General features: G+C 69.8%; 17 protein-coding genes. 10 read left to right on the top strand and 7 right to left on the bottom strand.

Translation table 11 applies throughout. From position 1 onward, the window contains the following. The first annotated feature begins 3 nt into the window (after positions 1–3). Positions 4–456, top strand: a complete 453-nt coding sequence (locus tag AC11WY_RS10965; RefSeq protein WP_482925327.1) for a methylated-DNA--[protein]-cysteine S-methyltransferase — start codon at positions 4–6, stop codon at positions 454–456. A gap of 12 nt (positions 457–468) precedes the next feature. Here AC11WY_RS10965 and AC11WY_RS10960 read toward each other — a convergent pair whose 3' ends face one another. The 5 genes from AC11WY_RS10960 to fsa form a co-directional block, all read right to left on the bottom strand. Continuing rightward, entirely contained in the window at positions 469–1,161 is a 693-nt protein-coding gene (locus AC11WY_RS10960) for a CDP-alcohol phosphatidyltransferase family protein (protein WP_482925325.1), read from the bottom strand. 46 nt (positions 1,162–1,207) lie between these two features. Further along, complete coding sequence (locus AC11WY_RS10955; RefSeq protein WP_482925323.1) at positions 1,208–2,131, bottom strand: tyrosine recombinase XerC; 924 nt, start codon at positions 2,129–2,131, stop codon at positions 1,208–1,210. After that, the gene (locus AC11WY_RS10950; RefSeq protein WP_482925321.1) at positions 2,128–2,835 is read right to left on the bottom strand and encodes a DUF484 family protein; all 708 of its coding nucleotides are present in this window, start codon (positions 2,833–2,835) and stop codon (positions 2,128–2,130) included. The genes AC11WY_RS10955 and AC11WY_RS10950 overlap by 4 nt, the downstream gene beginning before the upstream one ends. Before the next feature lie 99 nt (positions 2,836–2,934). Further along, positions 2,935–3,924: an aldo/keto reductase gene (locus AC11WY_RS10945; RefSeq protein ID WP_482925319.1), complete on the bottom strand. Its 990-nt coding sequence runs from the start codon at positions 3,922–3,924 to the stop codon at positions 2,935–2,937. A 64-nt stretch (positions 3,925–3,988) separates the two neighbouring features. Then, positions 3,989–4,642 carry a fructose-6-phosphate aldolase gene (gene fsa / locus AC11WY_RS10940; protein WP_482925317.1) on the bottom strand — a complete coding sequence of 218 codons (654 nt, stop codon included), beginning with the start codon at positions 4,640–4,642 and terminating at the stop codon, positions 3,989–3,991. Between the two features lie 83 nt (positions 4,643–4,725). On the opposite strand from fsa, the gene AC11WY_RS10935 reads away from it, so the two are divergent. Continuing rightward, on the top strand, positions 4,726–6,921 hold the full coding sequence (locus AC11WY_RS10935) for a primosomal protein N' (protein WP_482925315.1): 2,196 nt from the start codon (positions 4,726–4,728) through the stop codon (positions 6,919–6,921). A 50-nt stretch (positions 6,922–6,971) separates the two neighbouring features. On the opposite strand, the gene AC11WY_RS10930 is transcribed toward AC11WY_RS10935, so the two are convergent. Continuing rightward, entirely contained in the window at positions 6,972–7,352 is a 381-nt protein-coding gene (locus AC11WY_RS10930; protein WP_482925313.1) for a COG4315 family predicted lipoprotein, read from the bottom strand. A gap of 153 nt (positions 7,353–7,505) precedes the next feature. On the opposite strand from AC11WY_RS10930, the gene AC11WY_RS10925 reads away from it, so the two are divergent. The 4 genes from AC11WY_RS10925 (at position 7,506) to AC11WY_RS10910 (ending at position 10,216) form a co-directional block, all read left to right on the top strand. Beyond that, positions 7,506–8,060 (top strand): P-loop NTPase family protein, encoded by a 555-nt coding sequence (locus tag AC11WY_RS10925; protein WP_482925311.1) that lies wholly within the window; start codon positions 7,506–7,508, stop codon positions 8,058–8,060. A gap of 33 nt (positions 8,061–8,093) precedes the next feature. Next, positions 8,094–8,966, top strand: coding sequence for a 50S ribosomal protein L11 methyltransferase (locus AC11WY_RS10920; RefSeq protein ID WP_482925309.1), 873 nt, complete (start codon positions 8,094–8,096; stop codon positions 8,964–8,966). A gap of 72 nt (positions 8,967–9,038) precedes the next feature. Continuing rightward, complete coding sequence (locus tag AC11WY_RS10915) at positions 9,039–9,716, top strand: hypothetical protein (protein ID WP_482925307.1); 678 nt, start codon at positions 9,039–9,041, stop codon at positions 9,714–9,716. A 140-nt stretch (positions 9,717–9,856) separates the two neighbouring features. After that, complete coding sequence (locus AC11WY_RS10910; RefSeq protein ID WP_482925305.1) at positions 9,857–10,216, top strand: hypothetical protein; 360 nt, start codon at positions 9,857–9,859, stop codon at positions 10,214–10,216. 71 nt (positions 10,217–10,287) lie between these two features. On the opposite strand, the gene AC11WY_RS10905 is transcribed toward AC11WY_RS10910, so the two are convergent. Further along, a complete protein-coding gene (locus AC11WY_RS10905; protein ID WP_482925303.1) occupies positions 10,288–10,500 on the bottom strand; it encodes a DUF1127 domain-containing protein in 213 nt (70 codons plus the stop codon). Between the two features lie 325 nt (positions 10,501–10,825). On the opposite strand from AC11WY_RS10905, the gene ruvC reads away from it, so the two are divergent. The 4 genes from ruvC (at position 10,826) to AC11WY_RS10885 (ending at position 13,401) form a co-directional block, all read left to right on the top strand. After that, positions 10,826–11,338: a crossover junction endodeoxyribonuclease RuvC gene (gene ruvC / locus AC11WY_RS10900; RefSeq protein WP_482925301.1), complete on the top strand. Its 513-nt coding sequence runs from the start codon at positions 10,826–10,828 to the stop codon at positions 11,336–11,338. Then, a complete protein-coding gene (ruvA, locus tag AC11WY_RS10895; RefSeq protein ID WP_482925299.1) occupies positions 11,335–12,009 on the top strand; it encodes a Holliday junction branch migration protein RuvA in 675 nt (224 codons plus the stop codon). Before ruvC ends, ruvA begins: the two co-directional genes overlap by 4 nt. A gap of 3 nt (positions 12,010–12,012) precedes the next feature. Continuing rightward, complete coding sequence (gene ruvB / locus AC11WY_RS10890; protein WP_482925297.1) at positions 12,013–13,041, top strand: Holliday junction branch migration DNA helicase RuvB; 1,029 nt, start codon at positions 12,013–12,015, stop codon at positions 13,039–13,041. Between the two features lie 147 nt (positions 13,042–13,188). Next, positions 13,189–13,401, top strand: a complete 213-nt coding sequence (locus AC11WY_RS10885; RefSeq protein ID WP_482925295.1) for a hypothetical protein — start codon at positions 13,189–13,191, stop codon at positions 13,399–13,401. Positions 13,402–13,500: the final 99 nt, after the last annotated feature.

Genomic DNA, 13,500 nt, shown 5'->3' with positions numbered 1-13,500 from the left:
GCGATGATCCGCGCGACGCAGGACACGCCGACCGGCCCGGTGACGATCGAGGAGGACGGCGGGGCGATCGTGCGGCTGCGCTGGGGCAGGGGCGGCGAGGATTCGTCGGCCCTGCTCGACACGGCGAAAGCGCAACTGGAGGCCTATTTCGCCGGGCGGCTGACCGCGTTCGATCTGCCGCTGGCGCCGGGTGGCGGCGAATTCCAGCGCGCGTTCCTTGACATCCTGCGCGCCATTCCCTTTGGCCGCACCCGCACCTATGGCGAGATCGCGCGGCAGATGGGCGTCAGCGCGCAGGCGATCGGGCAGGCCTGCGGGGCCAATCCGATCCCGATCTTCATCCCCTGCCACCGGGTGCTGGGGGCCAGCGGTCTTGGCGGGTTTTCCGGCGGGATGGGGGTGGAGACGAAGGTGGCGCTGCTGAAGCTCGAACGGGCGGCGGGGTTGCTGATCTGACGCCGGGCGCGGTCAGTCGCGCACGGGCGTGATCTGCTGGGCGATGCCGGCGAAGGCGAGGTAGAGGCTGGTCAGCAGCAGGCCGGTGTGCGCAAAGAGCCCGGCCTGGAAATTCGTCAGGGCGGCCCAGGTGGCGAAGACTGTCCAGGCGACGGCGACCGGCAGCGAGATCTGATACCAGCGGTCGGTGCGGACCGGGTGGATGAACTTGAGCCGGGTGAACATCGCGGCGGCCAGGATCACCACCACGGCCAGCGTGACCCAGAAATCGGGCTTCAGCGCGAAGATCACCACCGCGACCATGTTCCAGCAGGCCGGGAAGCCGGAAAACGAGTTGTCCTTGGTCTTCATCCGGGTGTCGGCGAAGTAGACGACGCTGCCGTAGGTGATCACGAAGATCGCGATCCAGCCCGTCCAGCCCGGCAGCAGGCCCGATTTGAACAGCGCGAAGGCCGGGATGAAGACATAGGTCAGGTAGTCGATGATCAGGTCCAGCAGCACGCCGTCGATCTGCGGCGCGTAGGTCTTGACGTCGTACTTGCGGGCCAGCGGGCCGTCGAGGCCATCGACGATGAAGGCCACCACCAACCACAGGAACATCAGCGACCATTTGCCATCGACGGCGGCCAGCATGGCCAGCATCGAAAACACCGCACCCGTGGCGGTGAGCAGGTGAACGGAGAAGGCGCGTTGCTTGTCTGTCATGTGGGTTTCATGACCGAAACCGCGCGGGCTGGCAATGGCCGACCCGTCACGCGCGGGGGTGGGCGGCGTCGTAAACCTCCATCAGGCGGGCGGCATCGACGGCGGTATAGGCCTGCGTGGTGGAAAGCGAGGCGTGACCGAGCAGTTCCTGAATGGCGCGCAGGTCGCCGCCCGCCGACAAGAGGTGGGTGGCGAACGAATGGCGCATCGCGTGCGGCGTAGCGGTAGCGGGCAGGCCAAGGCGGTGCCGCGCGCCCTCCATCGCCCTGGCGATCAGGCGGGGCGACAGCGGGCCGCCGCGCGCGCCGCGAAAGAGCGCGTCGGCGGGGCCGAGGTCGAAGGGGCAGCGCGCGACATAGGCCGCCACGGCGGCGCGGGCGGCGGGCAGCACCGGCACCAGCCGTTCCTTGCCGCCCTTGCCGCGGATGCGCAGCGTATCGGGCAGCATGGCGGCGGCGCCGGTCAGCCCCAGCGCCTCGGAGATGCGCAGCCCGCAGCCGTAAAGCAGCGTCAGCACGGCGGTGTCGCGCACGGCGATCCAGTCTTCGCGCGCGTCGTCGCCGACGGCGGCGAGCATCGCGCGGGCGGCGTCTTCGGTGAGCGGACGCGGCAGTTTGCGGCGGTATTTCGGGCTGCGGGCGGCCAGGATCGCGGTCGGTTCGCCGCCGTCACGGTCGCTGAGCCAGCGCAGGAAGGTCTTGACCGCCGACAGCGCGCGTGCCAGCGAGCGGGTCGAGACGCCGCGCCCGCGTTCATGCGCCATCCAGGCGCGCAGGTCGGGCTGACCCAGCGCCACCAGCGCACCCAGCCCCATCGGGCCGCCATGATGACGGGCGAGGAAGTCCAGAAAGCCGGTCACGTCGCGGCGGTAGGCGGCGACGGTATTGGCGGCGCGGCCCTTGAGGGCGGCGAGATGGGTCAGCCACTGCTCCAGCGCGTCGCGTTCGGCGGGCGAGAGCGCGAGGCTCATGCCAGCCAGCGACGCATGGCCCGTTCGAAGCTGCCCGCGAAGAAGGCCAAGAGGTCGGTGCCCTGCGAGGGGCGGAAATGGTGGGGGTCTTCCGAGCCGAAGGCCAAGAGGCCCGGCAGCCGTCCGGTGCCGAAGTCGAGCCGCATCAGCGCCTCGGACCGGACCCAGCCCGCCGCCTCGCCATAGATCGCGTCGGATGAGGGCTGCGTCTGGCGCAACGTCACGGGGCGCGCGGGGCCACGGCGCCCGGCCTGCACATAGCTGTCGATGAAGCCGGGGGCGGCGGTGATCAGCACGTCGCCAAGACGGCGCAGCACCGGATCCTTGTCGGCTTCGCCGGTTTCCAGCACCAGACGGACGGATTCGAGCCGCAGGATCTGCGCGACCTCGCCGCCAAGGTTGGTCAGGAATTCCTCGAACGTGACCGGGTCGAGCATCCGGAGCACGGCGCGATGGATCTGATTGGTGCCCGCGAGGTTCTCGTAGGCCGCGGCAATCACCGACCGGTGGGTGTCTTCCAGCCGGTCGAGCCGCGCCTCCAGCCGTTCCATCGCGATGCCGCGCAGATCGACCACGTTGGAGCCGAGCGCGCGCTCGTTGGCGGCGACAAGGGCGCGCATCAGATCGTGGTCGTCCAGCACCCGCTCGGGGTCCGCCAGAATCCGGTCGCGCAAGTCGTTGTCGATCATTGCCGCCTCAGCCATGCCTGCCTCGTCTTTTGGGGCGAAGCGACGCGGCTTCGCTAACGTGTTTCGCCGAACCATACACGAAAATGCGAGCTTGGCACCAGACGTTTGGCGGGTTCAGCCGCGTTCGCTGTCAAGGTGCGTCATCTGGGCGGCGGCGTAGCGGGGGCCCGCGGCGGCGTCCTGCGGGATCGCGGCCTCCAGCGCGGCGACCTCGCCGGGACTGAGGTCGAGCCCGAGCGCGCCCAGCGCCTCGTCCAGTCGGACCCGGCTGCGGGCGCCGATCAGCGGAACGATGTCGGCGCCCTTGGCCAGCACCCAGGCGATGGCAACCTGCGCGACGGTGGCGGCGCGGGCCTCGGCGAGGGCGCGGATCGCCTCGACCAGCGCAAGGTTGTGCGCCAGGTTGTCGGCGTTGAAGCGGGGGTAGTTGCCGCGCAGGTCGCCGGGCTGCATCGCGCCGGTCCAGTGCCCCGAGATCAGCCCGCGCGACAGCACACCATAAGCGGTGATGCCGATGCCAAGATCGCGGCAGGTCGGCAGGATCGCGGCCTCGATCCCGCGCGAGATCAGCGAATACTCGATCTGCAGGTCGCAGATCGGGTGCACGGCGGCGGCGCGGCGGATCGTTTCCGGGCCGACTTCCGACAGGCCGATGGCGCGCACATAGCCCGCCTTCACCATGTCGGCGATGGCGCCGATGGTGTCCTCGATCGGCACCTGCAGATCAAGGCGGGCCGGGCGGTAGATGTCGACATGGTCGGTGTTCAGCCGCCGCAGCGTGTAGGCCAGCGCGGTCTTCACCGCCGCAGGGCGCGCGTCGAAGCCGATCCAGGCGTTGGACGGGTCGCGCTGCGCGCCGAACTTGACCGACAGCAGCACGCGGTCGCGCCGCCCCCGGATCGCCTCGGCGATCAGCATCTCGTTGTGGCCCATGCCGTAGAAATCGCCGGTGTCGAGCAGGGTGATCCCGGCCTCCATCGCGGCGTGGATCGTGGCGAGGCTTTCGGTGCGGTCGGCGGGGCCATAGGCATCCGACATGCCCATGCAACCAAGGCCGAGCGCCGAGCTTTGGGGGCCGGTGAGCCCGAGCGGGCGGGTGTGCATCATCTGATCCTTTCGCGGCGGGGCGCTGCCCCGGAGGTGGTCCGGGGCGGGCAGGCCGTCAAGGTCAGAGGATCTTCTGCCCGGTCTTTTCCCAGTCTTTCATGAACTGCGCCAGACCCGCGTCGGTCAGCGGGTGGCTCGCCAGCTTGCGGATCACCTCCGGCGGGGCGGTCATCACATCGGCGCCGATGCGGGCGCATTCGGTGATGTGGTTCACGGTGCGGATCGAGGCGGCAAGGATCTGGGTCTTGAAGTTGTAGTTGTCGTAGATCGTGCGGATGTCGGCGATCAGGTCGAGCCCGTCCACGTTGGTATCGTCCAGCCGCCCGATGAAGGGCGAAATGAAGGTGGCCCCGGCCTTGGCCGCGATCAGCGCCTGGTTGGCCGAGAAGCAGAGCGTGACGTTGACCATGTGGCCCTCGTCCGACAGCACCTTGCAGGCTTTCAGCCCGTCCCAGGTCAGCGGCACCTTCACCGTGATGTTCGGCGCGATGGTCACAAGGCTGCGCCCTTCGGCGATCATCTCGTCGGCCTTCAGCGACACCACCTCGGCCGAGACCGGGCCCGAGACGATGCTGCAGATTTCCCGGGTGACTTCGCGGATGTCGCGGCCGGATTTCAGGATCAGCGAGGGGTTCGTGGTCACGCCGTCCACCATGCCCAGAGCGTGCAGCTCTGCGATGGCGGCGACGTCGGCGGTATCGACGAAGAATTTCATGGGCGCGTCCCCTTCCGGTTGCGGCTGTGGTCGGCGATGTATTAGCGCAAGGTGGGGCCTCTCGGAAGGCCAAAGGATCGGGCATGACGGACGCGGGCGATTTTGACGAGGGCGAGCGGGTCGGCGTGCTGACCACGCAGCCGCTTGACCGTCTGCTGGATTACCGCGCCCCCGAAGGCGGCTGTGTCGCGGGCGCCTATGTCGAGGTGCCGCTGGGCCCGCGCCGGGTGCTGGGCGTGGTCTGGGGGCCGGGGCAGGGCGGCTTTGATGCGGCCAAGCTGCGCGGCGTGACGCGGGTGCTGGACGCGGCGCCGATGCAGGAGGAAATGCGGCTGTTCCTGAGCCGCGCCGCCGATTACACGCTGACGCCGCTGCACGCGATGCTGCGGCTGGCGACCCGCGCGCCGGGCTTGGGCGACAGCCCGGCGATGCGGCGCGTCTACCGGCTGGGCGGGGCGGAGCCCGACCGCATGACGGATGCGCGCACCCGCGTGCTGGCCGTGCTGCGCGACCACGGCGGGCTGGCCTTCACGCTGGGCGAACTGGCCGATCTTGCCGGGGTCACGTCGTCGGTGGTCAAGGGACTGGTGGCGCAGGGCGCGGTGTCGGAGGAAGCGGCGCCGCGCGATCAGCCCTATCCGCGGCTCGACCCGACGCTGGCGGGGGCGGTGCTGTCGCCCGATCAGGCGAAGGCCGCGGCGGTGCTGCGGGCGGGCGTGGCCGCGGGCACCTATGGCACCACGCTGCTGAAAGGCGTGACCGGCTCGGGCAAGACCGAGGTCTATCTGGAGGCGGTGGCGGAATGCCTTGCCAAGGGGCGCCAGGCGCTGGTGCTGATCCCCGAGATCGCGCTGACGGCGGGGTTTCTGGCGCGGGTGGAGGATCGCTTTGGCGCGCGCCCGGCCGAATGGCATTCCGGCATCACCGTCACCGAACGGCGGCGGGTCTGGCGGATGGCAGGGGAAGGCGCGGCGCAACTGGTGGTGGGCGCGCGCTCGGCGCTGTTCCTGCCGTTCCGCGATCTGGGGCTGATCGTCGTCGATGAGGAACACGACACCTCCTACAAGCAAGAGGACGGCGTGCTTTACAACGCGCGCGACATGGCGGTGCTGCGGGCCTCGATCCTGCACGCGCAGGTGGTGCTGGCTTCGGCGACGCCCTCGCTCGAAAGCTGGGTCAACGCCGAGGCCGGGAAATACGCGCGCCTTGACCTGCCTGCCCGTTTCGGCGCGGCGGAATTGCCCGAGATGCGGGCGATCGACATGCGGGCGGAAACGCTGGCCAGTGACCGCTGGATCTCGCCCACGCTGCAACGGGCGGTGGCGGCACGCTTGCAGGCAGGGGAACAATCGCTGCTGTTCCTCAACCGCCGCGGCTATGCGCCGGTGACGGTCTGCCGCGCCTGCGGCCACCAGATCGGCTGCGACCACTGCGACGCGCGGATGGTGGAACACCGGTTCCTGAAACGCCTCGTCTGCCATCAGTGCGGCGAAACCAAGCCGATGCCGGTCAAGTGCCCGTCGTGCGGGGTGGAGGGCAAGCTGGCGCCGGTGGGGCCGGGGGTCGAACGGCTGGCAGAAGAGGTCGCGAAGGTCTTTCCCACCGCACGGGTGGCGGTGCTGTCATCCGACCTGTTCGGGTCGGCGCGGGCACTGAAGGAGCAGATCGAGGCCATCGCGGCGGGTGCGGCGGACATCATCATCGGCACGCAACTGGTGGCCAAGGGGCACAACTTTCCGCATCTGACGCTGGTCGGGGTGATCGACGCCGATCTGGGCTTGCAGGGCTCGGACCTGCGCGCCGCGGAACGGACGTTCCAGACCATGCGGCAGGTGGCGGGGCGCGCCGGGCGGGCGGAAAAGCCGGGGCTGGCGCTGTTGCAGACCTGCCAGCCGGAGCATCCGGTGATCCGCGCGATCCTGTCGGGCGACGAGGAGGGGTTCTGGCGCGCCGAGGCCGCCGAGCGCAAGGCGGCGGGGATGCCGCCCTATGGCCGGATGGCGGGCATCGTGCTGTCGTCACCCGACGTGCAGGCGGTGTTCGATTTCGGCGCCGAACTGGCGCGGCGCGACGGGCCGTTGCGCGCGGTGGGCGCACAGGTCTTCGGGCCCGCGCCCGCCCCGATCGCGCGCATCCGCGGGCGGCACCGGGTGCGGCTGCTGGTCAAGGCGGACAAGGGCGCGCCGTTGCAGGCGGCGCTGGCGCGCTGGGTCGGGCAGGTGAAACTGCCCGCCGATCTGCGGCTGGCGATCGACATCGACCCGCAGAGCTTTCTGTGACTGATCGGCGGGCAGGCCGTCAGCCCGCCGGTCAGCCAGGCGGGCGCGCGTTACGGCCGCGCTAGGTGCCAGGCGCCCGCCATGCCGTCGCCGGTCACGTCGCCCTTGGCCTTGTCCATCTTGAAGGTGTAAAGCGGCGCGCCCTTGTAGGCCCACTGCATCGTGCCATCGTCCCGGGTGATGATCGTCCAGTCACCCAGCGCCATGTCGCCGGATTTGGCCGCGAGCGGCGGCCAGTTCGCAGCGCAGCCGCCGTTGCAGGCGGATTTCCCGGCTGCGTCCTTGGCAAAGGTGTAAAGCGTCATGCCGGCGGCATTCGTCAGGATCTTTCCCTTCGCACTGTCGGCGCTCATCGCCGGATCGGCGAGAACGGCGCCGGGCAGGGCAAGCGCCAGCACAAGGGCGAAAGCGCGGGCCAAATGTCGGGTCATCGGGGGTTTCCTCCGGTGGGTTGCGGGGTGGGGCGGACACCGTCGGCCCGCCCTGCCGCACCATAGCACGGCCAAGCCGATTCCAAGGCACGCCGCCGCTTGCCGTGCCCGGGGCCACGCGCTACCTCGGACCCGAACCGGAGGAGGCAGCGCGTGGCACGCATCCTGATCATCGGCGGCAGCGGGGCGGGCACCTCGACGCTGGGGCGGGCGCTGGCCTCGACGCTGGAGACGCAGCATTTCGACCTCGACGATTTCTACTGGCACCCGACCGATCCGCCCTTCACCGCGCGGCGCCGCGAGGGCGAGCGCGTCGCGCTGATGCATGGCATGTTCCTGCCGCGCGCCGATTGGGTGCTGTCGGGCTCGCCGATGGGGTGGGGCGATGCGGTGATCCCGCGGCTGACCCATGCCGTGTTCCTGACGCTGGACCCGGCCGCGCGTGTTGCCCGGCTGACGGCGCGGGAGGTCGCACGCCATGGCGCGCGGATCGCGCCGGGGGGCGATCTGGAGCCCGCGCATCGCGAGTTTGTCGCCTGGGCGGCGGGCTATGACGATCCGACCTTCCTGCGCCGCTCCCGCCGCACCCAGGAGGATTGGCTGTCGCGGCTGCCCTGCCCGCTGCTGCGGCTCGATGCGGCGGCAGACCTGGCCGCGGGGGTCGAGACGGTGCGGGGCTGGCTTGACCGCGCGGACGCCGCGCCGTAGGGCAGGACCGACCGCAATCCCGGAGTGCCCGCGATGCCCACCTATTCCGCTTTGACGACCCTGCCGGGGAAAGAGGCCGCCGAGGCGCTGGCCGAGGCGCTGGAGACGCTGGAGCCGGAACCCACCGGCGTTGGCGTGTTCGAGATCGAGGACGGCTCGGGCCTCTGGGAGGTTGGCGTCTATTTCACCGAAGCCCCCGACGGGGTGGCGCTGGCGTTGCTGGCGGCCGTGCATGGCGCGCGGCCGTTCGCGGTGTCGGAACTGCCCGAGATCGACTGGGTCGCCAAGGTCAGGCGCGAGCTGACGCCGGTGGAGGCGGGGCGCTTCTTCGTTTTCGGCAGCCATGACGCCGACAAGGTGCCCGAGGGCCGGATCGCGCTGATGATCGAGGCCTCGATGGCCTTCGGCACCGGGCACCACGGCACCACGCTGGGCTGCCTGCGCGCGCTCGACCGGCTGGACCGGGCGGGGGTCGTGGCGCTGAACGTCGCCGATATCGGCTGCGGCACGGCGGTTCTGGCGATGGCGGCGGCGTCGATCTGGCCGAACCCGGTGCTGGCGTCGGATATCGACGAGGTCGCGGTCGAGGTGGCCGAGGTCAACGTGGCGGTGAACGGGCTGGACGGCCGGGTGATCTGCCTTGAGGCGGCGGGGTTCGACCATCCGCGGCTGGAGGCGGCGGCGCCGTTCGACCTCGTGTTCGCGAACATCCTGATGGGGCCGCTGATCGACCTGGCCCCGGCGATGGCCGCCCATGTCGCGCCGGGCGGGCGGGTGATCCTGTCGGGCCTGCTGGTGACGCAGGCCGAGGCGGTGACGGCGGCCTATGCCGCGCAGGGCTTCGAACTGGAGACCCGCGAGGATCTGGGCGAGTGGAGCGCGCTGACGCTGATGAAACGCCGATAATTTTCCATGCTTTCGCCGCTTTTGCGGCTCAGGGTCGTCCGGTCCGGCAGGTCGGACCCGAGGCGATGAGGAATGGACGCCAACCAACACGACGAATTCGAGGATCGGCTGCGCCGCATCGAGGAAGCGCGGGTCCGTGCCGCGCTGACCCGGCCACGCATTGCGCTGGGCGCCCACCTTGCGCGCCCCTGGCGGCGGACCGAGATCGGCCTGAAGCTGGCGGGCATGGCGGCGGTGTCGGTGATCGTGCTGAAGGGCGCCCTGTTTCTGGACATCGGTCCCGATGCCTATGACCAGCATCGTGCCGAGTTGGCGCGGGGGACGATGCTCGACCAGTTTGCCGCGCTGCTGATGCGCCCCGACCCGGTGACGATGCTGCTGCGCGCGACCACGGGTGACGCCGTCGCTGTGGCGGTCGCGGCGCAGACCAAGATCAGCGCGGTGGAAAGCACGGCGGCCTCTGCCCCGTCCGAAACGCCGACCTCGGCGCCGACCTCACTCAATTTCAATCCGTCTCCCTCCGGGGTGACGATGGTGGCCGCGCCGGGCGTGCGCCGCATGGGGATGGGCGCGCAGGCAGCCGGCTCGGCGGGGGCGGGCGGGTCGGTCCTGGGCGGCATCACCTTCGTTCACGTCCCCATGCCGGGCGGGGCGATGACCGGGCTTGGCGGCGCGGGCCAGACCATGCGCGGCAAGGCCGGGCTGTTCATCGCGGCGCCATTGCCGCGCGCGCCGGGCCCGTCGCCCTGATCACGTCGCGCTGATCACGACCGCGCGAGCGCGGGTCATACCAGCCCAATTTGCGGCAAGTTCGCGTCATGCGCCTTAATTTTGCCGCAATATCACCGTAGAACCAACACGTGGCGGGGGCCGTGCTGTTGGAGTTTGTTATGGCCGACCCGAATCTGCGTGACTTCTACGGACGCATCTACCGCATTCAGAAACGACATCGCCGCGGTGGCGGATTTGAGGCGACCGGCACACTGAGCCGCGCCTATTTCGTGCCACCGCCGTCGCGTTCATTCCACATCGTTCGCCCGCTTGTGATGGTTGTGATCGCGGTGACCGTCGTGAAGGTTCTCATGCTGTCCGTCGTCGGGCCCGCGGACTATGCCAACCGCATCGCCGGGCTTCAGGCGGGCGGCACCATCGATCGCGTCGGCGCGGTGGTGATGTCGGTGGATCCGGTAACTGGTTTTCTGGCCGAGAAGATTTCGGATCTGCGCAGTTCGCAGGCCGCGGCCAAGTAGCGCCCCCCTTGAACAGACAAAGGCCGCGCGGGTTTCCCCGACGCGGCCCTTTCTTGTTGCGGATCGGGCGATCAGGCGCGGTTTTGCGCGATCAGCTCGATGTCACCCCGGCACAGGCCGATGTCGTCAAGCTCGCGGTCGCTGAGCTTGCCCAGCGAATGGCGGGTCACGCGGGCGTCGTTCCAGGTCGACATCACGGTGGCGAGGGCGGAGAATGCGGTAACGACCTTGTAGGTCGCGATGGCGCCGAACGGCGCCGGGCGGGTCGACGAAGCGGCGGCCATGGCGGATATCCTTTTCAGAGTGCCTGATCTTCAGGCGCTGTTACGATGAAGCGCATTTAGGCCCGGCAGTTTGCGGACTCAAGCGGAACGGGGCGCATGTCCCTCATGCGTGGAACGCATGGCTTTCACCCAATGAAACAAGGCTGAAACGAAGGTGACGGCGCTGTGAAAGCGGCGTCGCTTTTGATGGCCGGAGCGGCGCTTTCTGCATCTGCGAGGGCCGGTTTGTGGCGGAAGTGTGGCAGGCTGCCGCCGGGCGATGACTCTGGCGGATGTTCGCTGTTCGTGCTACTGCGTCAGAAAAGCAACAGGGCAGTGGGGCAGCATGCGGGTTTTGGGGATCGACCCCGGGTTGCGCAACCTCGGCTGGGGGCTGATCGACGTCGCGGGATCGCGACTGACTCACGTCGCAAACGGAATCTGCCACTCTGATTCGGGCGATCTGGCGCCGCGCCTGCTGACCCTGCACACCCAATTGACCGAAGTGGTGCGCAAATACGCGCCCGACACAGCGGCGGTGGAGCTGACCTTCGTCAACAAGGACGGCGTCGCCACGCTGAAGCTGGGCCAGGCGCGCGGCATCGCGCTGCTGGTGCCCGCACAGGCGGGGCTGGAGGTGGGGGAGTATGCGCCGAACGCCGTCAAGAAGACGGTGGTGGGCGTCGGCCACGCCGCCAAGGTGCAGGTGGATCACATGGTGCGGCTGCATCTGCCGGGGGTCATCATCGCCGGACCGGATGCGGCCGACGCACTGGCGGTGGCGATCTGCCACGCGCATCACATGCAGTCGGCCGGGCGCTTTGCCGCCGCGCTCGCGCGGGCGGAGGCGGCGCGATGATCGGGCGGATCGCGGGCATCCTGGACCATCGCGGCGCCGACCATGTGCTGATCGACGTGCGCGGCGTGGGCTACATCGTGCATGTCTCGGACCGTACGCTGGCGCAGATGCCGGGGCTGGGCGAGGCGGTGGCGCTTTATACCGAACTCTTGGTGCGCGAGGACCTGTTGCAACTGTTCGGCTTTCCGACCCTGCTGGAAAAGGAATGGCACCGGTTGCTGATGACGGTGCAGGGGGTGGGCGCCAAGGCGGCGCTGGCGATCCTTGGCACGCTGGGGCCGGAAACGCTGGCCCGCGCGATCGCGCTGGGCGACGTGACGGCGATCAAGGCGGCGCCCGGCGTCGGCCCCAAGATCGCGCAGCGCGTGGTGCTGGAACTGAAGGCCAAGGCGCCCGGCGTGATGGCGATGGGGGCCGCGCTGTCGGCCCCGGCGACGCTGCCCGAGGCCGAGGGGACGGTGGCGCCGACGCGCCGCGCCCCCCGCGCCGCGCCGGCCCCGGCCGAGGCGCGGGCGATGCACACGGCCGATGCGCTGTCGGCGCTGATCAACCTCGGTTATGGCCAGGGCGAGGCGGCGCAGGCGGTGGCCACCGTCGCCGCCCAAACGCCCGAGGCCACGACGGCCACGCTGATCCGCGCCGCGCTGAAGCTCTTGGCGCCGAAGGGGTAGGGGATGGCCACGCCCGACCCCACGCTGCGCCCCGAATCGCTGCCCGAGGATGGCGACCGCGCGCTGCGCCCGCAGCGGCTGGAGGATTTCATCGGGCAGGCCGAGGCGCGCGCCAACCTGCGCGTCTTCATCGAAAGCGCCAAGATGCGCGGCGAGGCGATGGACCACACGCTGTTCCACGGCCCGCCCGGTCTGGGCAAGACCACGCTGGCGCAGATCATGGCGCGCGAACTGGGGGTGGGGTTCCGCATGACCTCGGGCCCGGTGCTGGCCAAGGCCGGCGATCTGGCGGCGATCCTGACCAACCTCGAGCCGCGCGACGTGCTGTTCATCGACGAGATCCACCGGCTGTCCCCGGTGGTGGAGGAGGTGCTCTATCCGGCGCTGGAGGATTTCGCGCTCGATCTGGTGATCGGCGAGGGGCCCGCGGCGCGCACTGTGCGGATCGACCTGCAGCCCTTCACGCTGGTCGGCGCCACCACCCGGCTGGGCCTGCTGACGACGCCACTGCGCGACCGCTTCGGCATCCCCACCCGGTTGCAGTTCTATACCGAGGACGAACTGCACGAGATCGTCACCCGGGGCGCCCGCCTGCTGAACATCCCCGCCGCCCCCGACGGCTGCCGCGAGATCGCGAAACGCGCGCGCGGTACGCCCCGCATCGCCGGGCGCCTCTTGCGCCGGGTGGTGGATTTCGCGCTGGTGGAGGGCGACGGCACGCTGACGCGGGCGATCGCCGACAGTTCGCTGACCCGGCTGGGGGTCGATCACCTCGGCCTCGACAGCGCCGACCGGCGCTATCTGAGCCTGCTGGCCGAGAACTACGGCGGCGGGCCGGTGGGGGTCGAGACGATCTCGGCCGCGCTGAGCGAAAGCCGCGACGCGATCGAGGAAGTGATCGAGCCTTACCTCTTGCAGCAGGGCCTGATCCAGCGCACCCCGCGCGGCCGGATGCTGGCGCAGAAGGCCTGGCGGCATCTGGGGATCGAGCCGCCCAAGGCGCCGGGGCAGGCCGACCTGTTCGGGAAATGACCCCGGCCTGCCCGCTGCCGATGCTTGGGGAGCCTCCGGCGGGAGTATTTTCGCCAAGAAGATGCGCAAGGGGCAGACTCCTTCCTTGCCGGTTCTTCTTGGCAAAAATACTCCCCCGCGGAGCGGCGGAATGGGGAGAGGCGGGCAATGACGGCGGGCGAGGTGGCGGCGCTTTTCACGCGCGGGGAAGGGTCGTATCTCTTCGCGCGCTGGCGGCGGCTGATCGTGTCGCTGGTGGCGCGGGACGCGAGCCACGCGCTGCGGCTTGCGGCGCGGTTCCTGCTCGCCAAAATGGAGAACTTGGGAACCGTTAAGGAACGTCTGATCAAGCGCTTCGGCTGCGCCGATTTGGCTGCCTGATCGTTGCGGTGAGGCTGCGTTCGGGCAAAGTGCTCCGGTTTCGGGCTTTCGCAGCCGCCGTCATGGCGGCAAGCTGGTTTTCGGACGGACTCGTCCTCA

It is taken from the genome of Solirhodobacter sp., assembly GCF_964715405.1.
This window is presented reverse-complemented; position numbering and strand designations above follow the sequence as displayed.